The following is a 20567-nucleotide window of genomic DNA, read 5'->3' as shown; positions in this document are numbered from 1 at the left end:
TCATGCCGCGGCGGTCTAGTGCCAGCGGGCGAGCGTCTCGGCAATCTCGGGGACGTTCAGGCGCCCACTGGCCACAGCAATGACCAGGTCGTAGGCGTCGTCATCCGGCGCCTCGACCCACGCGCCATTGATGTCGAGGAAGACGATGGCGGCGAGCCACCCGAGGCGCTTGTTTCCATCCACGAGTGGAAGGTTGCGGACCAGCGACTCCAACAGCGCGGCCGCCTTCTCATCCAGGCTCGGGTATGCCTCACGACCCCACAGGCTCGTCCTGGGGCGGTGCGCCGCTGAGTCGAGCAAGCCCAGATCACGCAACGGACCAACCTGCAGGTCATCGACCAGCGCGAGCAGGTCCTCCAAGTCGAGGTACTCGGTCACCGCCCGAGTCGCTCCAGCACGTCGGCATAGCGAGCACGAGCTCGCCGGGAGGCATCCGACACCTTGCGCTCATGCCCCCGCCGCTCGGCCACCTCATGAATCGCCCGGATCGTGGCCTCCTGGCGGCTGATCCCCTCGTCCTGCGCCAGATGCGCGAGCACGCGTTCATCGTCCTCGGTCAACCGCAGAGTCATTGCCATGACCCGATGATACCAACTTGGTATCGCATGCTGACGCCACGAGGACTCAGGGATGCAGGACGGCCTCGGCCGCGTAGCCCTGACCTGGGCTGCAGGGTCGAGGCGGTAGGCCAGGTTCCCCCAAGTTTCGCCATCCCTCAGCGCGTAGCCGGCGTTGCCGAGGAGCTGCGACTCATGCGCGCGGCGCACGATCCACTGACCCAGACTCACTGCCCCAGACTCGCCGGTGCCCGGAACGCAGGCTCTGAGTCAGGATGTCGAACCAGGGCATGGAGCAGCTGCATCGAGTCCAGCATCTGCTCGGGTCCTGCCGCGTGCGAGGTCAACGTCAGCGTCGAGTGATCCCACGTCAACGATGGCGCGTCTCCAGAGCCAGGTGCGGCGACCATCCACGACGCATCGTTCGACCTGTCGCGTACCCCAATCCGGACCCGGCAGTTCAGCACAGATTCGAACTCGTCCACCTCGGCCGCGAACAGCGCCAGGGTTTCGTCGTCGAAACCGGCCGACTCGAAGTCGAGCCACAGAGTGCGGTCGTGACCCAGCCCGGGCAATCCCATGAACGCATCATGCCAGCCGCCATCCACTGTCAACGCACTCTCTTGAGTTCCTAAGGGAAGTCAAGCTGCGGGGAGGCTTCTAGGCTGGACGGCGACGGGCCGTGGTGGTGGAGCGCTTGGCGACTCCTGAGACACCCGGCCCGTCCTCTTCTTCAACCGTTGGCTCGTGCGTGTCTGGCGGCGGGCCTGACGTTGGCCGGGTTCGACCTGGTGCTGGGCGGCGATGACGGCCTTGCCCTGTTCTACGGTCAGGATCGTGCCATCGAGGTCACGGATCTGGTAGGGCTGCCCAGCCCGCCAACAGGACGCGATCCGGGTCAGCAGCGTGGTCGCGACATGACAGATGGCCGAGTCATGGTGGCGGCCCGCGTTCATCAATCTCACGTACTTCGCGGCGAGTTGGGGGTCGATCCGGCGGGCCATGTCCGCGGCCTGCCAGATCGATTCCCGCAGCAGGGTGTCACCGGCCTTCGTCACGCCGGCGTGGTGCTCGCTGGTGCCTGACTGCGACACCTTCGGGACCAGCCCGGAGTAGGACCGGACCGCGGCCAGTGACGGGAAGCGGGTCACGTCCCCGACCCGTCCGGCGATCACCGCTGCGATGAACGGACCGACCCCGGGCGCCGAGGCGATGACCCGGTCGGGGTCCTGGGCCTGGTAGAGCTCCGCGATCCGGGCGTCCAGGTCGCGGATCTGGCTGCCGAGCAGCAAGGCCTGTTCGGCCTCGATGGCGATGTCGAGGCCGAGCTGGGTGAAGTCGATCCCGTCACCGTCCCAGAGGTCCAGCGACGCCTTCGCCGCGTCGATCAGCTGGACTGCCTTGTCGTGGTTCCACTGGCCGTGGGAGTAGCGGCGCAGGAACTCCGCCAAGCGCCTCAGCCCTAGCCGGAGCAGGATCGTGGGGTTGGCGTAGTGGGCCAGCAGGTGCAGCGAGGCGTTGCCGAAGTCGGCGCCGAGGGCCTCGTACCAAGCCGGGCCGAGCAGTTCGAGTAGCGCGTCGAGCCGGGCGAACACGGCCGAGCGACGCTTGACCAGCGACGAGCGGTGACGGACCGCGCGACGCAACGGCTCGGCCGGCCCCGCGGAGCGGTGGTCGGCCAGGCCCTCGGGATGGAGCAGCGGGAGCCGGGCCAGCAGACGAGAGTCCAGCCGGTCGTTCTTCGTGTGTTTCGAGTAGTACTGGCGCAGGTCGGAGGACTGGCTGGTGGGGACCAACACGATCCTGCAGCCGTGGCGTTCGAACCAGGCCGCGACCGGTGACCAGGCGTTGCGGGTGGGTTCCATCACGACCGTGAGCTGCGTGGGGTCACAGTCGATGTCGTCGAGCAGGCGTTCCAGCTCGGCGGGTCGGGTGAAGAAGGTGCGGCCCGTCCAGATGATCGTGCCGTCCGGCGCGGCGAGTGAAGCGACGTGGGCTGCTCGGCAGGCCAGGTCGATGCCCAGGGTCCATCCCATCAGGTGCCTCCTATGGCAGTCGGGACCAACTGGCTCGATCAAGGCATCCGGTATCGCCCAGACATTCCCAAGTAGGAGTCCCGACCCTTCAGCGGTCTGGCTCCGCGTTCCCGAACAGAGACACCGTCCTCATCGAGCAGCCCCTGCTGGTGGCCTCTCAAAACAAAGGGATCACCGTGTGTCCCAGCCGCTATGACAAGACCCACCAGCAGGAGCACAACCAACCTAAATGCCGACGACCGCTCGTCAGTAGGGTTGGCGCGTGAGTGAAACCGTCCACGACGAGCAGGGCCGTCCCGACCCTCCCGCTGATGCTGACGAGGCGGCCACCTTGCTTGACTTCCTTGATTTCCTGCGGGCCACCATGGTCTGGAAGGTCACAGGGGTCGACGATGAAGCTCTTCACCAGCGTTGCACCGTGTCGACGATGACCCTCGCCGGCCTGCTCAACCACCTCGCTTACGTCGAGGACTTCTGGTTCTCCCGAGTACTCACCTCATCCCCCGCGGGCGATCCTTGGAACAGCGTGGACTGGAGCTCCACACCCGACTGGGACTGGGAGTCTGCCCGGGAGATGTCGCCAGTGGTGCTCCGTCGCCGCTGGCAGGATTCTGTCGACAGGTCTCGACGGTTGTGGCAACAGGCGGTGCTTGACCCAATGTTCGCCTTGTCCATTCAGGTCCATCGCCCTGGCGGTGAGACAGTCTCAGTCCGTTGGCTGTTGACCCACATGATCGAGGAGTACGCCCGACACTGCGGCCATGCGGAGATCCTGCGAGAAGCCATCGACGGACAGGTCGGCGAATAGCCAAGGCACGCCAATGCCGCTGAGGGGTGGGGTCACAACCTGCTGGAATGCCTGCAAGTCAATTGAGTCCAGATGACTAGCAGGAGGCTTGCCGTCACCGGTATCCAGCGTGGGCAGAGCCAGGGAAAGGAACCCGCCAGCTGGCAGACAACGCTCAGCCCGCCCACGGTTGCGAGCAGGCGCGACGGCGTGGCACTGACTTGAAGAACATGAGCGGTGAATGCCCCCGTTGCCAGTGCCCAGCCCAAGGCGATTAGGTGGCGCGCGCCCAGAACGAGACTCTCGACCAGCGGCAGGATCGTGGCGTTGAGTGGCAGTTCGGGGATGGGGTAGACGAGGAGACCCTCCAGCGCGATCAGCAGCAGGAGCGACGCCGACCCGATGAGCGCACCCACCACCCCGAGCGCCCAGGCCAGACCGGTCGGCGGACGAGGTCGCCACATCCGTCCGACCAGCCCAGTCGGGACCAGTACGAGCGTCAGCATCGTCAGCTCGTTGGCCGCCCGCCACGCCGCCAGCTGGGCGGGCCTCTGACCGTCGAGGCCGATGGCGTCAGGTATGTAGCCAGCAAGGGCCCTCAGCGACTCGGCGAGCACCCAGCAGAGGCTTCCACCCACCAAGCAAGCGCCCGACCCGCTCAGCTGCCAGCCCGTCGCGATTGGATTGCTCGTGCTCATCCGAGGATCCCGCGCAGGTAAGCCGTCAGTGTGTTCTCCAGGTCGACAGGCTCGGCGTGGCTGGTGTCATACATCAACAGCGCATCCACCAGCACCGCCAACTGGGACGCGAGCACGTCACGGCCTTCCTCGGCGACCCCCAGGGCGGCGAGAAGTCGCGCCGCGAGGTGGGTGACCTGGTTGCGGACTGCGGCGGCAGGGGTGAGCAGGTCCCGCAGCTCCGGGTCGGCGCGCACCTCCAGCATCAGGAGGAAACGAGCCGCCTGCGCATCACCGCGCCCAGCCATGTCACGAGCCAGCCCAGCCAGGATCCATCCAGCCTCCACGGGCGTGAGCGCGTCCGGAACGACGAGGCTATCGAGGTCCCCCGCGGACCCGTCGGACAGGCGGGCAGCGACCAGAGCGACCAGGTCGCCTCGCGTTCGCGCGTAGTACGACGTCGACCCGGCGGGCAGCCCCGCTTCGGCGTCGACCCGACGATGGGTCAGAGCGTGGACACCGTCGCGTGCCACCAGTCGGATCCCCGCGTCCGCGATCACGTCCCTGCGCTCCATGCCGCCCCCCTCACCCGTTGCTCTACGATCATAGAGACTCTACGAACGTAGAGACTGGACGGGAGGCAACATGCGAGTGGCAGTAGTGGGCGGCGGAACGTCAGGTACGGCGATCCAGCACGCCGTCGAGGAATGGGGCACCGAGTGCGTGATGATGTCTCGACGTACCGGCTTCGATATCCGTGACCCCCGGGCCAGTGACAGGCTCGCCGGGTTCGACGTGGTCATCGAAGCCACCGGTGGGACGTTCCTGCGGCGGCGACCGGCAGTGGAGTTCTTCACCACCTCGACCCGCACGATCGCCCAAGCAACTCGGGATAATGGCGGCCGGCATGTGCTGCTGTCGATCGTGAACTGCGACCTGCCCGAGGTGCAGGGCTACGGCTACTTCGCCGCGAAGGCCGAGCAGGAGCGGCTGGCACGCCAGATGAGTCCACAGCTGTCGATCATCCGATCCACACAGTGGTTCGAGTTCGCAGCCCAGAACCAGCAGCGTATGAAGCTCGGCCCCATCGCAATCGTTCCCGCGATGAAGATCCAGCCGGTCGCGCTCGACTCCGTCGCCGCCGCGATTGCCCACGAAGCCCTGTCGGAGCAGCCTCATGACGTGGTCGAAGTAGCGGGCCAGGACGTCATGACGCTGCAGGAACTCACCCTCAGCATATGCCCCCGGCACCCCTACCCCGTGGAGGTCACCATCCCCACTGCCTACGGCACGGCCTTCACCAGCGGCGCACTTGTCCCCTCGCCCACGGCCTCCATCGTCGGCCCAAGCCTCGATGACTGGCGTGCCTCCCGCGAAACCACGTAGCCGATCAAGCTGCAACACCACAACGCGATCATCTGCCGCGAGTGAAAGGCCGGGGCAGTGCATGTTGGGGGATGCGAACGATGTCGCGATCCCCCCTCTGCGCCGAAGGAGAAAGCAACCATCAGGCCGTCCTCCATGCAGGTCTCGGCCAGCCATGGAACGTGACCGAGACCCTGGGGCGGGTGCCGGCAGACCTCCGACGGCGCCCATGCCTTTGTGCAGAAGTCAATTCCCCAGGAGGACACGTCGTCACAGACTGCGTGCAACCAGGCTTCGGTGACCGACCCGTTCAACAGCACCGTGGTCGGCTGACCCACAGGCCCCGGTCTGCCCTGCCGCAAAACCAGAAGACACCAAAATCCAGGCCTGCTACTCTTCCCCGCATGTGGCTGTGAAACCCGTCGTCCCGTCCCACCTGACACGCGAGGTTTCCCCATGTCCACTCCCACACCCACCAACGCCCTGAGCCGCGGCGCGCACCTGCGCGTCGACGGGATCAGCAAGTCCTATCCCGACCGCCGGGTGCTGACCGACATCAGCCTCACTGTCAGTCAGTGCGAGCGTCTGGCCCTGATCGGCGAGAACGGCACCGGGAAGTCCACGCTGCTGCGCATCACCGCCGGCGTCGAGCACCCCGACGGCGGCTCGGTCGAGGTCCCCGGACGCCTCGGCCTGCTGTGGCAGCAGCTCCCGTTCTCCCTCACCAACACCGTTGCCGAGGTGATCGACCAGGCCTTCGCCGCACCGCGGGCGATCCTGCGCGAGTTCGACCAGGCGACGGCTGCACTCGAACAGGGCATCCCCTCGGCCGACGAGCGTTACGACCGCGCCCTGGAGGAAGCCGCCCGCCACGACGTGTGGAACCTGGACCACCGCGCCGAGATCGTCCTCGACGGCGTTGGCCTGCCGGGCCTCGACCGGGAGCGCCCCACCGGTGAGCTCTCCGGTGGCCAGCGGGCTCGTCTGCAGCTCGCCTGGCTGCTGCTGAGCCGTCCTGACACGCTGCTGCTCGACGAACCCACCAACCATCTGGACGACGCCGGCATCGACTTCCTCACTCGCTCGCTGCTCGACTGGCCCGGCCCCGTGCTCTTCGCCAGCCACGACCGCGCCTTCATGGACGCCACGGCCACCGGCATCGTCGACCTCGACCCGGCACCACGGCCCAGCTCAGTGATCAGCGCCATCGCCGTCGACGGCCCGACCAGCGGCATCGGCATCTCGCGCCACACCGGCACCTTCACCGAGTACCTCGAGGCCAGGGCCGCCCAGCGCGAGCGATGGCAGAAGCAGTACGACGACGAGCAGGCCGAGCTCAAGGAGCTGCAACGCAACGTCCGCGACAGCCACACCGTCGGGCACGAGGGCGCCGCGGCCCGCAGCGAGGTGCGCATGGCCAAGAAGTTCTATGCCGACCGCAATGCCACCGTGGTCTCCCGTCGGGTCAACGACTTCGCCCGAAGGCTTGACGAACTGCAACGCACCCAGGTCCGAAAGCCCCCGGCAGAGCTCCACTTCCGCGGGCTCGACATCGGCCGACGTGACGACCACACGGTCCCGTCGGTGATCGCAGCCCTCTCCGAGGCCGGGGTGACGAACAGGCTGGCCCCCACTTCGCTGACCATCGGGCGTCATGACCGCTGGCTGGTCACCGGCCCCAATGGCTCGGGCAAGTCCACCCTGCTCGCCCTGCTCACCGGACAGCTCCACCCCGACTCGGGCACCGTCTCCCGTGCCCGCACGGCTACCGTCGCGATCCTGGCCCAAGAGGTAGAGCTTGAACCCGAACCGACCGTCCGGCAGCTCTACGCCACGACCGTCGGACAGGAGACTGCCGAGACGACCCCGCTGTCCGCCTTCGGGCTGGTGGCCCCACGCGATCTCTCGCGGCCAGTGGGGACGCTCAGCATCGGCCAGCAACGCCGACTGGCGCTCGCCATGGTGCTGGCCAGCCCGCCCGACCTGCTCATCCTGGACGAGCCGACCAACCACCTCTCGCTGGCGCTGGTCACCGCACTCGAGGAGGATCTTCCCCGGTATCCGGGCGCGGTGGTCGTCGCCAGTCACGACCGCTGGCTGCGCCGCTCCTGGACCGGCCAGCGCCTCCACCTCACTGCGGAGCCGCCAACCACACCGGTGCGCTCGGCGCCCGCCCATGGCGTTGGCTAGGCTCGCTGCGTGGCCAAGAAGACATCGCAGCGTCCCCCCAAGCGCGCACCGCAGCCCCATCCGTCCGGCGCGCGCCCGCCCCAGATCCCGGCGGAGTTCGTGCCCCGGCACGTCGCCATCGTCATGGACGGCAATGGCCGCTGGGCCAAGGAGCGGGGCCTCAAGCGCACCGAGGGGCACGAGCGAGGCGAGGCCTCCCTCTTCGACGTGATCGAAGGCGCCATCGAGATGGGCATCCCCTACATCAGCGCCTATGCCTTCTCCACCGAGAACTGGCGCCGATCGCTGGACGAGGTGCGCTGGCTGATGAGCTTCAACCGTGACGTGATCCACCGCCGTCGCGACGACTTCGACGCGCTGGGCGTGCGCGTGCGCTGGGCCGGGCGCCGTCGTCGCCTGTGGCCGTCGGTGGTCCGCGAGCTGGAGGCGGCCGAGGAGCAGAGCAAGGACAACACCACGCTCACCCTGCAGTTCTGCTGCAACTACGGCGGCCGCGCCGAGATCACCGACGCCGCGCGGCAGATGGCCCTGGACGCCAAGGCGGGGCTGCTCGACCCGATGAAGATCGACGAGAAGGTGTTGCGCAGCTACCTCGACGAGCCCGAGGTGCCCGACGTCGACCTCTTCCTGCGCAGCTCCGGCGAGCAGCGCACCAGCAACTTCCTGGTCTGGCAGTCCGCCTATGCCGAGATGGTCTTCCTCGACCGGCTGTGGCCGGACTTCGACCGCCGCGACCTGTGGCGGGCCGTGGAGATCTACGCCGGACGCGACCGTCGCTTCGGTGGGGCCATCCCCAACGAGGTCAAGTAGTCCGAAGGCAGGGAACGGCGGTCGGACCCGAAGGTCCGACCGCCGTCCAGGGGCGCCGTTGCCCCGCTGCTCACATCACATGCGGTTGACTGCACTCACGACGCCCTGCAGTGATGCCGTCATGATGTCACTGTCGATGCCGACACCCCAGACGACGCGCGGGTCGTCGTCGCCGCCCACCTCGCACTCGACATAGGCCGCAGCCTTGGCGTCGCCTCCCGAGGTGAGTGCGTGCTCGGTGTAGTCCAGGACGCGCACCTGAATGCCGAGCGTGGTCAGCGCGTCGACGAAGGCCGAGACCGGACCATTGCCCTCGCCGGTGACCGTCGCCTCCTCGCCCTTCCACACCACGGTCGCGCTGATCGCGTGGTTGCCGCCCTGGGCCGTGGTCGAGGTGGTCAGCAGCTGCAGCGGCTCGGTGCGCAGCAGGTACTCGTCGGAGAAGATGCGCCACAGCTGCTCGGAGTCCACCTCGCCGCCCTCGGAGTCGGTGTGCTGCTGGACCACGCGGCTGAACTCCATCTGCAGGCGACGAGGCATGTCCAGCTTGTGATCGGTCTTCATCAGGTAGGCCATGCCGCCCTTGCCCGACTGGCTGTTGACGCGGATCACGGCCTCGTAGGAGCGGCCGACGTCGTGCGGGTCGATCGGCAGGTAGGGGGCCTCCCAGTCGATCTCGTGCAGGCCGCGGCCCTCGGCGGCAGCCTTGGCCTCCAGCGCCTCCAGGCCCTTCTTGATGGCGTCCTGGTGGGAGCCGGAGAAGGCGGTGTAGACCAGGTCGCCCGCGTAGGGGTGCCGGGGATGCACGGGCAGCCCGGTGCAGTACTCCACCGTGCGGCGAATCTCGTCGATCTGGCTGAAGTCGATCTGGGGGTCGATGCCTTGGCTGAACAGGTTGAGGCCCAGCGTCACCAGGTCGACATTGCCGGTGCGCTCGCCGTGGCCGAACAGGCAGCCCTCGACACGGTCGGCGCCGGCCATCATGCCCAGCTCGGTGGCGGCGACGGCGGTACCGCGGTCATTGTGCGGGTGCAGGCTGATCGCCACGTTCTCGCGATTGCGCACGTGCCGGCCGAAGTACTCGATCTGGTCCGCGTAGGTGTTGGGGGTGCTCATCTCCACCGTCGCGGGCAGGTTGAAGATGATCTCGCGGCCCGCCTCGGGCTGCCAGACCTCGGCCACCGCATTGCAGACCTCGATCGCGAAGTCGGTGGGGGTCTGGGTGAAGATCTCGGGGCTGTACTGGTAGCCGAACTCGACATCGCCCAGGTTCGCCTCGGCGTGCTTCATCACCATCTCGGTGCCGCGGGTGGCCAGGGCGATGCACTCGGCCTCGCTCACCTTGAAAACGACCCGACGGAAGAGCTCGGCGGTGGCGTTGTACATGTGGATATTGGCCCGCTTGGCGCCCACCAGCGACTGGGCGGTGCGCTCGATCAGGTCCTCGCGGGCCTGGGTCAGCACGCTGATCTGGACGTCGTCGGGGATCGCGTCGCCCTCGATCAGGCTGCGGACGAAGTCGAAGTCGGTCTGGCTGGCCGACGGGAAGCCGATCTCGATCTCCTTGTAGCCCATCTTCACCAGCAGGTCGAACATCTTGCGCTTGCGCGCCGGGGTCATCGGGTCGATCAAGGCCTGGTTGCCGTCGCGCAGGTCGGTCGACAGCCACCGAGGGGCCTTGGTCACCTTCTTGGTGGGCCAGGTGCGGTCGGGCACGTCGACGGGCTCGAAGGCGCTGTAGCGATGCCACGGCATTGGGCTGGGCTGCTGGACGGGGATGCCGTCCTGAGGGATGGTGCCGAACTGGTTGGGGCTCTGCTGGGTGGTCATGCGGGGGCTCCCTGGTCGTGGAGGGTGGTGTGCCAGGCATCGGCGGACTCCGCAACGAGGGTGCCATGGCTGGTGGTCAGCGGGCCTCGCTGCGGCGGGCAAGGAGCAGCCGCGCGGGAAGCGCGAACCTGATCTTCATGATCGCCATGGCGGACACTGTAGCGATGGCCTGCTCATCTGTGGGGAACCTGCGACCACATCACGAGATGCGCCAGCGACATCAGGCGCACCTGAATGCGCGGGCAGTCGCCACCTCAGATCTCGCTGCCGCGAAGGAAGTTGCGCACCCGCACGCAGATCGCGTCGTCCAGGCCTTCGAGCAGCTCGTTGACGTCGTGCACCAGCCGCGAGCCATTGCCCTCCCAATCGGAGGCGATCACCTCGTCACCCAGGACCCGGTGCCGGTTGAGCAGCTGGTCCTCGCTGTAGAGGCCCACCTCGTCACCCTTGTGCACCAGCACGGCCGGACGCATCTGGCCGGTGCGCTCGTCGAGCAGCGTGAACTCCAGCTCCTGCTCGCCAGAGTCCAGCAGTCGGCTCACCAGCAGGCACTCGGCATGGCCCGGCACCACATTGGCGGGATCGCCAGGTTGCCTGTCGCGCTCCACGAAGGCCTCGTCGTCGTGCTGCACGTAATGCGTCCAGTTGAAGGGGTTCTCGTCGTCGAACTCGATCCGGCTCTCGACGTGGTGCAGCCCGTCCGGGCTGGTGAAGCACAGCAGGGTGGACAGGCTGGTCGGCTCGATGCGGCGCACGATGGCGCCCACCTTGATGCCGCCCTCGTTGTGGAAGGTCTCGGTCACGACGTTCTGGTTCATCCCGCGATCCTTGCAGAGACGGGCAAGCCTGGGAAGGGCGCGTCCCGGCAGGCGCACTCGCCACGAGCCATGCCGGTCACGAACCCAACCTGTCAGAAGCCCAGACGGTTGAGGTACTTGGGATCGCGCTGCCAGTCCTTGAGCACCTTCACCTTGAGGTCCAGGTGCACCGGTGTGCCGAGCAGGGCGCTGATCTGGTGGCGGGCGGCGGTGCCGACCTCCTTCAGGTGCTGCCCCCGGTGCCCGATCATGATGCCCTTCTGCGACTCGCGCTCGACGATCATCGAGGCGAAGACGTCCAGCAGCGGCCTGTCCTCCGGACGTCCCTCGCGCAGGCCCATCTCGTCGATCTCGACGGTGATCGAGTGGGGCAGCTCGTCGCGCACGCCCTCCAGGGCAGCTTCGCGGATCAGCTCCTTCACCAGGGTTTCGGTGGGCTCGTCGGTCACCTCGCCGTCGGGATAGAAGGCCGGGCCGCAGGGCAACAGCTTGACCAGCTCGTCGGCCACCACGTCCACCTGCTCACCGCTGACGGCCGAGCACGGGATGATCGTCTCCCAGCTGATGCCCAGCTTCTCCTCCAGCGCCTGGATGTCCAGCAGGTGCTGGCGCAGCCTGTCGCCAGGAACCAGGTCGGTCTTGGTGGCCAGGGCCACCAGCTTCGGCTTCTTGGTCAGCTTGGCGATCTCACCCACCAGGAAGCTGTCACCGGGGCCGATCGGCTGGTTGCTCGGCAGGCAGATGCCGATCACGTCCACCTCGGTCCAGGTCTCGCGCACCAGGTCGTTGAGGCGCTGGCCCAGCAGGGTGCGCGGCTTGTGCAGGCCCGGGGTGTCAATGAGCACCAGCTGCGCGTCGGGACGGTCGACGATGCCGCGGATCGAGTGCCGGGTGGTCTGCGGCTTGGAGCTGGTGATGGCGATCTTCGAACCCACCAAGGCATTGGTGAGCGTCGACTTGCCCGCATTCGGGCGCCCCACGAAGCAGGCGAAGCCGGACCGGAAGTTCTTGTCACCGGTCCAGTCGACATCAGTCTCGGGATCGAAGTCGTCGCTCATCAGTTCGTCGAGCGTCGGCATCCGCTCGGGCGTCGCCTTGTTCGCCGGTTTCTGGTCTGCGTACTTGTCACTCATCGTCGTCCTCGTCCTGCTCGTCGTCGTGCTCACTGGGCTCGACGCGCTGCACCAGGCAGGTGTCGATCTGGTGACGGCGGCCGGCCGTCTTCTCGGCCTCGATCCGCACGCCCTCGTACTCCACGATGCTGCCGGGGATCGGCACCACGTTGAGGATCTTGGCCATCAGGCCGCCGACGGTCTCCACGTCCTCGTCGTCGAGCTCCAGGTCGAAGAGCTCGCCCATCTCGTCGACCGGAAGCCGGGCCGAGATCCGGAAGAGACCCGGCTCCAGCTCCTCGGTGTGGGTGGGTTCCGCGTCGTACTCGTCGACGATCTCGCCGACGATCTCCTCCAGGATGTCCTCGATGGAGACCAGGCCCGAGGTTCCACCGAACTCGTCGACCACCACCACGACGTGATTGCGGTCGCGCTGCATCTCGCGCAGCAGCTCATTGGCGGGCTTGGAATCCGGGCAGAAGGTGGCCGCACGCATGTGCTGGCCGACGGTCTCGGTGCGTTCGGCCTCGGGATTGTCATAGCCACGCTTGACCATGTCCTTGAGGTAGACCACGCCCAGGATCTCGTCCAGGCCCTCCCCGACGACGGGGATGCGGCTGAAGCCGGAGCGCAGCGCCAGCGACAGGCCCTGGCGCAGCGTCTTGTCGGCGTGGATGAAGACCATGTCGGTGCGGGGCACCATCACCTCGCGCACGATGGTGTCGCCCAGCTCGAAGACCGAGTGGATCATCTTCGACTCGCTGGCCTCGATGACCTCGCTGGCCTCGGCCTGGTCCACCAGGTCACGCAGCTCCGCCTCGGAGCTGAAGGGCCCGTCGGAGAAACCGCGCCCCGGCGTGAGCGCGTTGCCCACCAGGATCAGCAGCGACGGCACCGGCCCCAGCAGGGTGGTCATCACCTGGGCGGGGCCGCTGAAGCGCAGCGCCACCTTCTCCGAGCGCTGGCGCCCGATCGTCAGCGGCGCCACGCCCCACAGGATGAAGCTGACCAGCACCATGGTGCCGACGGTGGCCAGCATCCGCTGCCAGCCCACGTGCAGGTGCGCGAAGGTCACCTGGCAGACCAGCACGATCGCGACGATCTCCAGGATCGTGCGCAGCAGCAGGGTGGTGTTCACATAGGGGGCCGGGTCCTCGGCGATCTTGCCCAGCCTGGCCGCGCCGGGACGCTCGTCCTCGACGAGCTTCTCCGCGTGGCCCTTGCTGATCTGGCCCAGCGCCGTCTCTCCGGCGGCCAGCCAGAAGGCCAGGACGGTGCAGACCAGGGCGGCGGCGATCTCGACCCACTGGTTCGTGGTCAGCACCGTCAATCCCCCTTGCGGGCCTGCCAGGCCGCGATGATCTTGTCGTTCAGCGCAAACATGACGGCCTTCTCGTCGGGCTCTGCATGGTCGTGGCCCAGCAGGTGCAGCAGGCCGTGGACCAGCAGGTACTCGGCCTCGTCGTCGGGGCGACGCCCGTTCTCGGCAGCCTGGCGCTCGGTGACCGCCGGGCACAGCACGATGTCGCCCAGCAGCCCGCGCGGGGGCTCCTCGTCGTCCAGCGGGGCGCGCAGCTCGTCCATCGGGAAGCTCAGCACGTCGGTGGGGCCGGGCAGGTCCATGAATCGCAGGTGGTACTGCTCCATCGTCGGTTCGTCGACCAGCAGGATCGACAGGTCGCTCTGCGGATGGATGCGCAGTTGCTCCAGGGCGAAACCGGCCAGCCGGATCAGGCCCTTCTCGTCGGCCGTGCGTCCCGACTCGTTGTTCAGGTCGATCACTGGATGCTCCTGCGGGTCGCGCGGTTGGCCCGGTCGAAGGCCTGCTGCACCTGGTTGGTGCTCTCGAACTGGTCATAGGCCGCCACGATCCGCCCCACCAGTTTGTGGCGCACCACGTCGCGATTGGTCAGGGTGCAGAAGCTGATGTCGTCGACACCGTCGAGGATCTGCTGCACTCCGCGCAGGCCCGAGGGCTGGCCATTGGGCAGGTCCACCTGGGTGATGTCGCCGGTGACCACGATCTTGGAGTTGAAGCCCAGGCGGGTCAGGAACATCTTCATCTGCTCCATCGACGTGTTCTGGGCCTCGTCGAGGATGATGAAGGCGTCATTGAGCGTGCGGCCGCGCATGTAGGCCAGCGGCGCCACCTCGATGGTGCCGGCCGTCAGCAGCTTCGGCACAGCCTCGGGGTCCATCATGTCGTGCAGCGCGTCGTAGAGCGGGCGCAGGTAGGGGTCGATCTTGTCGTTGAGCGTGCCGGGCAGGAAGCCCAGTCGTTCGCCGGCCTCGATCGCAGGCCGCGTCAGGATGATCCTGGTGACCTCCTTGCGCTGCAGCGCCTGCACTGCCTTGGCGACGGCGAGGTAGGTCTTGCCGGTGCCGGCCGGGCCGATGCCGAAGACGATCGTGTTGGCGTCGATCGCCTCCACATAGCGCTTCTGGTTGAGCGTCTTGGCCCGGATCGACTTGCCACGGGTTGACAGGATGTTGTGGGTGAGCACCTCGGCGGCACTCACCTCCTCGGCGGAGCTGGCCATGCCGACCACGCGCTCCACCGTCTCCTTCGTCAGGCCCTGGCCGGTGCGCAGGATGGTGACCAGCTCGGTGAAGATGTCGGCGGCCAACGCGGTGTCGGCGGCGGTGCCGGTCAGGGTGACCTCATTTCCGCGCACCAGGATGTCGGCGGCAAGCTCCTTCTCCATCAGCCGCAGGAACTCGTCCCGCGGGCCCAGCAGGTTCACCATCTGGATCGAGGCGGGGATGGCGACGCGTCGTGTGGAGCTGCGCCGGGCCAGCTCCAGGGACTCCGGACGGGTCCGGTCGGGGCGCGACGGGTCGGGGTGGGCGTCTTGCGAGGTGGTCAGGATTCCTCCAGTGATCGGGCACGTACGTCCGCAAGTCTAGGGCCTCGGGCAGCACGCAGTCGGTAGCCCATTCCCCGCACCGTCTCGATGTGCTCCGGGCCGATCTTCGAGCGCAGCGAGCGCACGAAGACATCAACCACGTTCGAGTTCGGGTCGAAGTCCATCTCCCACACCATCCCCAGCAGCTGTTCGCGGCTGAGCACCTGATCCGCGTGGGTGATGAGCACCTGCAACAGGCGGAACTCTCGCGAGGTCAGGTCGATCGGTTCCCCTTCCCCCACCCGCACGCGCCGGCTCAGCAGGTCCAGGTGCAGCTGCCCGCACACCAACTCCGAGCTGCTGGCGGGACTGGGTGCCGGCTCGGCCAGCCGCAGCCGCACTCGTGCCAGAAGCTCGGCGAACTGGAAGGGCTTGGTGACGTAGTCATTGGCACCGCCCTCCAGGCCGTGGACCGTGTCGTGCACGGAGTCGCGGGCAGTCAGGATCACCACGGGCAGGCCGCTGCCCTTGGCGCGCAGCTGGCGCAGCACCTCGAAGCCGTCCAGCCCCGGGAGGCCGATGTCGAGGATCATCAGGTCGAAGCTGCCCGACTGCGCCAGCAGCAGTGCCGTCGGCCCGTCGCCGGTGATGGCCGTCTGGTATCCAGCCGCGCGCAGTCCCTTCTCCACGAAGGAGGCGATCGAGGGGGTGTCTTCGGCGATCAGGATCGTGCTCACTGTTCTGCCTTTCGTGCATCGGCGGGGAGGACCAGGGTGAAGGTGGCCCCCTGGCCGGGCGGGCTGTCCACCTGCACCCGGCCGCGGTGGGCCTCACAGATGGCCTTGACGATCGGCAGACCCAGTCCGGCACCGGCGTGACGGGTGCCGTCGGCGGGGACCCCATGGACGAAGCGGTCGAAGATGCGCTCACGGTGCTGCGGTTCGATCCCGCCACCGGTGTCGCTGATCGCGATCTGCAGGACGCGCTGGCCGTCCGCCTCCGTCGCGAAGCGGCTCATCAGGGTGATCGCGTCGCCGTCGACGGTGTGCTGGACGGCATTGTCGGCCAGCTGCAGCACCGCCTGGGTGATGCGCTGGGCATCCAGCCTGGCAGTACCCTCGGCGATGTGACTGAGCTGCCAGCGGCGCTGGTCGCTCAGGTGTTGGATCTTGGCATCCAGGTCGAGGGTCAGCTGGGTGACGTCGACATCCTCCTGCGGCACGACGAAGTCGGGGCGGTCGGCCTTGGCCAGGGCGAGCAGGTCGGTGACCAGGCGGGCCATCCGGTCGAGTTCCTGGGTCACCAGGGCGACGGTCTGCTGGCGTTCTGCCGGGTCATCGCCCATCAGCTCCAGGTGGCCGCGCACCACCGTGATGGGGGTGCGCAGTTCGTGGCCAGCGTCGTCGACGAAGCGCCGCTGGACGGCGAAGGCCTCTTCCAGCCGGTCGAGCATCTCGTTGAAGCTGACCGCCAGCCCCGAGACGTCGTCGTGGCCGGCGACGGGGATGCGTTGGGTCAGGTCGTGCTCGGTGATGCGGGCGGCCGCCTGCCGGACGAGGCGCACCGGGCGCAGGATCTGGCCGGCGACGGCCCAGCTCACCACGCCGGCCAGGGCCAGTGCTGCCAGGCTCACCAGCGTGAGGGTCCGCACCGTCTCGTGGGCGTCGCGCACCTCCGGTCCGGTGAAGGCCCCCACCACCAGGGCGTCGGGCTGCCCGCTGCCGGATTCCACCAGGATCCTGCCCCACCGCATCGGACCCTCGGGGGTGTCGAGGATGCCGGAGTTCTTCTGCCTCTCCTGGGCGTGCAGGCGGGGGTCCTCGACGAAGTCATAGCTCTCGACCGACGGGGTGCGTGGCCCGCGCAGCACATAGGCCGTCGCCTGGCCCGAGTGCCAGCCCATCATCACCTCGTCGGGACCCACCTGCTGGCGCTGCAGGTAGGTCTCCAGGAGTGTCTGCGAATCGGCGAAGCCCTCTCCGCTGTGCGGGTCCACCCCGTTCTTGACGAAGCTGGTGAACTCGCGCAGTTCCTGCGAGACGTCGTTGTTGGCCTGTTCTGCGGCATTGCCGAGCAGCACCGAACGAACCACCACCACGACGACGGCCAGGGCCAGGGCCAGCGTGGTCATCATCCAGCCGACGATGCGCCAGCGGCCGGACCGCCTGAGCAGCTCAGTCATCGCCGCCATCGTCGTCATCGCCCTCCCCCCAGTCGTCATCATCGTCATCACCCTGCCAGACGGGGGGACGCGGCTCTGCACGGCGGGTGGTCACTGGCGCCGGCACCGTCTTGGTCCGGGTGGGCCTGGTCGCGGGAGCGGGGGCACGGGTGGGCCGGGCCGACGAGGCGGAGGCCCTGGCTGCGGGCGTCCGGGAAGGGGAACTGGCCGCGGCGGACGGGCTGGGCGTTCCCGCAGGCGTGGACGGCCCACGGGAACTGGCCGTACCCGCAGGACTGGACGCTCCCGGGCTGCCCAGCCGTACCACGTCCTGCTCGACCTCTGGTTCACCCGGCTTCGACATCAATCCCTGGACCAGGGCCACCAGCACCGCCACCAGCACCACGACGATGCCTGCCAACTGCCAACGACTGCGATTCATGTCGCCTCTCCTCTCACGGCACCACGCATCTGGGGGGCCTCCTTGCTCCTCATGCGGTTCCTGTCCGTCGGCCCGCACCGATGGCCAGCTGTGGTCTGGCCGGATCGGCATCAAGGTCCCACACCCGGTGGTCTGCCACCAGCCGCTCCGGATGGTCGCTCACCAGGATGGTGACGCCGGGGCGTGGCAGCAGCCGAGACAGCCTCTGCCGTCCCTCGGCCGACAGGCCCCGGTCGATGTTGTCGAGCACCAGCAGCGCCGGGTCGTCGTAGATGGCGCGGGCCAGGGCCAGCCGTGCCCTTTGCTCGTCGTCCAGCGGCTCGCCACCGCGCCGCAGCACCGTGCGCTCCTTGCGCTCCAAGTCCTTCACGACCCCGTCCAGGCCGACGCTAGCCAGCACCGGCCCCACCGGACGATCACTGTCGGGGCTGCGATAGCGCACCGCCCTGGCGATGGTCCCGCGTTCCACCAGCTGCCCTGCCGCAGCGACCCCGAGCAACTGGCGTCGCTCCTGCGCCGGGAGCTGCCCGAGCTGGCAGCCATCCACCTGGATCCAGGCCTCGGACTGGTCCTGCGGGTGGCACAGGGCACGGACCACTTCGCGCAGGCGCTGAGGGTCGCGGCTGACGGGCACCACGACCTCACCGGGCGCCACGACCAGTTCGGGGACGGCGCGCCCCTCCACCTCCAGGTCTGCGCAGTGCAGGCCCCGCCCGGGCGCGCGCCCCCGCCCCTCGAGCGGGCGGATGGTCGTCCCTTCGGCACTCTGTCGGCGGGCGCGGCGCTCGTCGGCTCGGTGCTCGCGGGAGAGCTGCAGTTGCGGCCCGAGGATCTGTTGGGCGACGCGAAAGGACTGGCGGAACTCCCCCACCCGCCCCAGGTCGGTGACCGGGGTGGCGAGCATGCCGACGACGAGGAAGGCGGTGGCGATGGTGGCGGAGTCGAGATTGGTCAGCACGGCGGTGGCGCCGACGAAGACCATCGCCAGGGTGGCGACGCTGGCCGCGGCCCCGCGAAGGATGCCTGACAGGGTGGCTCGTGAGACGGCGCGGTCGCCGAGTTCACGGCTCTGCCGCCCCAGGCTCTTGACCTCGCGTTCGACGCCGCCGGCCACCAGGATGGGTTCGCTGGCCTGCACGGCGTCGGCGATCTGCCCGGCCAGGCGGCCGCGCTGGCGGCGCAGGCGGGCGGCGCGGCGGCGCAGGTGGGAGCCGGCCACCACCAGCAGCAGTGCCAGGGCGGCCAGGGGGATGGCGACGGCCACGCTCAGCTTCCACGAGAGCATCGCCAGGGCCGCGAGGCAGCCCACCACGGTGGGGATGCCCGACAGCAGCGGGACGATGCCCTGCACCATCCAGTTGCGCACCGAGGTGAGGTCATTGGTGGCCCTCGCCACGGTCACCCCCACGGACGGCCCCCGCCCGACCAGGGCGGCCCGCACCAGGTGCATGCGCACCTCGTGGACGTAGTCCTGGCCGAGCCGTTCGCCCAGGACCCGCTCCCCGGCGCGCAGCACCCCGAGCAGCAGGGCCAGGCCTGCCAACAGGGTGGCCAGCACCATCTCGTCGCGGGTGGTGGCGGCACCCATCAGGCGTGGCGTCAGCAGGGCGGTCGCACCGGCCACGGCTGCCTGTCCGAAGCCCATCGCGGCCAGCCCCGCGAGCAGTGGCCGGCGGCTGCCGCGCCACAGCCGCGGCAGCCGCATGCCCTCGCTCACTTGGTGCGGGCGTCGCGGGTGAGGACCTCCCGTGCAACCTCGGGCACGGTCAGGTCGAAGGTGGGCACGAGTGAGACGGGCAGCACCGCGCCGGCCTCGCGGCTAGCCAGGGGCGAGGCGGTGACCACACCGCTGACGGCGGAGACCTGCAGGCCCATCTCGTGGAGCAGGTCGACGCCCTTGGTGGCGCCCAGCGCGTCGCCGGCCGCGAAGACGAGGCTGTCGATCCAGCCCTGCACCTCGGGATCTGCGACCAGGCGTGCGGTCTCGCCCTGGTAGATGCCGTCGGCGATCTCCAGGACCACCACGTCGGTGTCGGCGCTGGACAGAGCCGCCATCATCGACAGCACCAGCTTCTTCAACTCGTCGTAGCCGAGCCGGTAGGTGGAGCCGTAGCCGAAGTCGGTGAAGTCCAGCACGGCCTGGGCTCCGGCGTCGGTGAACATGCGCGGGTCGCCGCCCGCGCCAGTCCCGGTGGCCTTGCCCGCGGCGACGCTGAGCCCGGCGCTGGTGAGCCCGTTGATCAGGCAGGCCAGGGTGGTGGACTTGCCGGAGTTCATGGAGGTGCCGAGCACCGTCACCAGGCGGGGGCGTTCGCCGTGGCGGCGGGTGACGCTGGGGCGGGGGTGGTGGGGGCTGAGGGTGGTCAGGTTGAGCGCGATGCCGTCGCGGGCGATCAGGCCGAGTGGTTCGATGACGGTGGCCTCGTCGATGCTGGCGTGCTGGGCGGTGACCCGTCCCGCCATACCCCCGGCCGCGACCAGGTTGGTGACCTGCAGGTTCTCGGGCACCTCGGCCTCGAACTGGTCGGGCGCGTAGCGGTGGCCGTAGGCGACCACGATCTCGTCACCGGGGAAGAGCAGCTGGCGACGGCTGTGCGGGCTCTCGAGGCGGGTGTGCTTGCCGATGTTCACGACGCGGGCGAGCACCAGTTCGCCGGCGGTGGGGGTGACGTCGGGGCCGCGCAGCAGCTCGTGGCCGTCGGCGCCGTCGGTGACCTGCTGCCAGAAGAATCGGGTGCTGTAGGCCATCTTGGCGGCGCGCAGGCGGGCCAGGGGAAGGTCGGCGGTCGTCTCATACATTGCCCCGCTGGCCATGCCGGGGCCCATCGGATCGGAGGGCAGGTTGCGGGTGGTGGCGGCCGAGGTGCGAGTGGCGCTGGAGAGGTAGGTCGCAGTCATCGAGGGCTCCTGGTTGATCGGATGATCGGGTGTGAAAA

Annotated in this window: 21 protein-coding genes; 4 read left to right on the top strand and 17 right to left on the bottom strand. The window is 68.4% G+C overall.

Annotated features, from left to right (window positions below):
• Nucleotides 1-15: 15 nt before the first annotated feature.
• From ACYVKA_RS16570 to ACYVKA_RS16555, 4 genes are all read right to left on the bottom strand, one after another.
• The gene (locus ACYVKA_RS16570; protein WP_460707113.1) at nt 16-378 is read right to left on the bottom strand and encodes a type II toxin-antitoxin system death-on-curing family toxin; all 363 of its coding nucleotides are present in this window, start codon (nt 376-378) and stop codon (nt 16-18) included.
• On the bottom strand, nt 375-578 hold the full coding sequence (locus ACYVKA_RS16565) for a CopG family transcriptional regulator (RefSeq protein ID WP_460707111.1): 204 nt from the start codon (nt 576-578) through the stop codon (nt 375-377). The genes ACYVKA_RS16570 and ACYVKA_RS16565 overlap by 4 nt, the downstream gene beginning before the upstream one ends.
• A 206-nt stretch (nt 579-784) precedes the next feature.
• The gene (locus ACYVKA_RS16560) at nt 785-1138 is read right to left on the bottom strand and encodes a hypothetical protein (RefSeq protein WP_460707109.1); all 354 of its coding nucleotides are present in this window, start codon (nt 1136-1138) and stop codon (nt 785-787) included.
• A 60-nt stretch (nt 1139-1198) separates the two neighbouring features.
• Nucleotides 1199-2593 carry an IS110 family RNA-guided transposase gene (locus ACYVKA_RS16555; protein WP_460707107.1) on the bottom strand — a complete coding sequence of 465 codons (1395 nt, stop codon included), beginning with the start codon at nt 2591-2593 and terminating at the stop codon, nt 1199-1201.
• 331 nt (nt 2594-2924) lie between these two features.
• Here ACYVKA_RS16555 and ACYVKA_RS16550 point away from each other — a divergent pair, with 331 nt between their 5' ends.
• Nucleotides 2925-3401, top strand: coding sequence for a DinB family protein (locus ACYVKA_RS16550; RefSeq protein WP_460707105.1), 477 nt, complete (start codon nt 2925-2927; stop codon nt 3399-3401).
• Nucleotides 3402-3433: 32 nt separating this feature from the next.
• Here ACYVKA_RS16550 and ACYVKA_RS16545 read toward each other — a convergent pair whose 3' ends face one another.
• Together ACYVKA_RS16545 and ACYVKA_RS16540 are read right to left on the bottom strand one after the other, a co-directional pair.
• Nucleotides 3434-4078, bottom strand: a complete 645-nt coding sequence (locus ACYVKA_RS16545; RefSeq protein ID WP_460707103.1) for a hypothetical protein — start codon at nt 4076-4078, stop codon at nt 3434-3436.
• Nucleotides 4075-4632 carry a TetR/AcrR family transcriptional regulator gene (locus tag ACYVKA_RS16540; RefSeq protein WP_394275406.1) on the bottom strand — a complete coding sequence of 186 codons (558 nt, stop codon included), beginning with the start codon at nt 4630-4632 and terminating at the stop codon, nt 4075-4077. Before ACYVKA_RS16540 ends, ACYVKA_RS16545 begins: the two co-directional genes overlap by 4 nt.
• 70 nt (nt 4633-4702) lie before the next feature.
• On the opposite strand from ACYVKA_RS16540, the gene ACYVKA_RS16535 reads away from it, so the two are divergent.
• The 3 genes from ACYVKA_RS16535 to ACYVKA_RS16525 all read left to right on the top strand — a co-directional run bounded on the left by ACYVKA_RS16535 (nt 4703) and on the right by ACYVKA_RS16525 (nt 8422).
• Complete coding sequence (locus ACYVKA_RS16535; protein WP_394275405.1) at nt 4703-5443, top strand: SDR family oxidoreductase; 741 nt, start codon at nt 4703-4705, stop codon at nt 5441-5443.
• Between the two features lie 435 nt (nt 5444-5878).
• A complete protein-coding gene (locus ACYVKA_RS16530) occupies nt 5879-7612 on the top strand; it encodes an ABC-F family ATP-binding cassette domain-containing protein (protein WP_394275404.1) in 1734 nt (577 codons plus the stop codon).
• A gap of 9 nt (nt 7613-7621) precedes the next feature.
• Nucleotides 7622-8422 (top strand): isoprenyl transferase, encoded by an 801-nt coding sequence (locus ACYVKA_RS16525; RefSeq protein WP_394275403.1) that lies wholly within the window; start codon nt 7622-7624, stop codon nt 8420-8422.
• A 75-nt stretch (nt 8423-8497) separates the two neighbouring features.
• On the opposite strand, the gene leuA is transcribed toward ACYVKA_RS16525, so the two are convergent.
• From leuA to ACYVKA_RS16470, 11 genes are all read right to left on the bottom strand, one after another.
• On the bottom strand, nt 8498-10252 hold the full coding sequence (leuA, locus tag ACYVKA_RS16520; protein ID WP_460707101.1) for a 2-isopropylmalate synthase: 1755 nt from the start codon (nt 10250-10252) through the stop codon (nt 8498-8500).
• A gap of 254 nt (nt 10253-10506) precedes the next feature.
• Nucleotides 10507-11070 carry a hypothetical protein gene (locus ACYVKA_RS16515; protein WP_460707099.1) on the bottom strand — a complete coding sequence of 188 codons (564 nt, stop codon included), beginning with the start codon at nt 11068-11070 and terminating at the stop codon, nt 10507-10509.
• A gap of 92 nt (nt 11071-11162) precedes the next feature.
• Entirely contained in the window at nt 11163-12203 is a 1041-nt protein-coding gene (gene era / locus ACYVKA_RS16510) for a GTPase Era (RefSeq protein WP_394275397.1), read from the bottom strand.
• The gene (locus tag ACYVKA_RS16505; RefSeq protein ID WP_394275418.1) at nt 12196-13503 is read right to left on the bottom strand and encodes a hemolysin family protein; all 1308 of its coding nucleotides are present in this window, start codon (nt 13501-13503) and stop codon (nt 12196-12198) included. Before ACYVKA_RS16505 ends, era begins: the two co-directional genes overlap by 8 nt.
• Before the next feature lie 5 nt (nt 13504-13508).
• Complete coding sequence (ybeY, locus tag ACYVKA_RS16500) at nt 13509-13964, bottom strand: rRNA maturation RNase YbeY (protein ID WP_394275396.1); 456 nt, start codon at nt 13962-13964, stop codon at nt 13509-13511.
• On the bottom strand, nt 13961-14929 hold the full coding sequence (locus tag ACYVKA_RS16495) for a PhoH family protein (protein WP_460707097.1): 969 nt from the start codon (nt 14927-14929) through the stop codon (nt 13961-13963). Before ACYVKA_RS16495 ends, ybeY begins: the two co-directional genes overlap by 4 nt.
• Before the next feature lie 116 nt (nt 14930-15045).
• On the bottom strand, nt 15046-15765 hold the full coding sequence (locus tag ACYVKA_RS16490) for a response regulator transcription factor (protein ID WP_394275394.1): 720 nt from the start codon (nt 15763-15765) through the stop codon (nt 15046-15048).
• Nucleotides 15762-17210, bottom strand: coding sequence for a sensor histidine kinase (locus ACYVKA_RS16485; RefSeq protein ID WP_460707095.1), 1449 nt, complete (start codon nt 17208-17210; stop codon nt 15762-15764). Before ACYVKA_RS16485 ends, ACYVKA_RS16490 begins: the two co-directional genes overlap by 4 nt.
• Nucleotides 17203-17631 carry a hypothetical protein gene (locus ACYVKA_RS16480; protein ID WP_460707093.1) on the bottom strand — a complete coding sequence of 143 codons (429 nt, stop codon included), beginning with the start codon at nt 17629-17631 and terminating at the stop codon, nt 17203-17205. Before ACYVKA_RS16480 ends, ACYVKA_RS16485 begins: the two co-directional genes overlap by 8 nt.
• Before the next feature lie 49 nt (nt 17632-17680).
• A complete protein-coding gene (locus ACYVKA_RS16475) occupies nt 17681-19348 on the bottom strand; it encodes an ABC transporter transmembrane domain-containing protein (RefSeq protein WP_460707091.1) in 1668 nt (555 codons plus the stop codon).
• Complete coding sequence (locus ACYVKA_RS16470; RefSeq protein WP_460707089.1) at nt 19345-20529, bottom strand: hypothetical protein; 1185 nt, start codon at nt 20527-20529, stop codon at nt 19345-19347. Before ACYVKA_RS16470 ends, ACYVKA_RS16475 begins: the two co-directional genes overlap by 4 nt.
• Nucleotides 20530-20567 lie beyond the last annotated feature (38 nt).

This window comes from Luteococcus sediminum (assembly GCF_054783495.1).
This window is presented reverse-complemented; position numbering and strand designations above follow the sequence as displayed.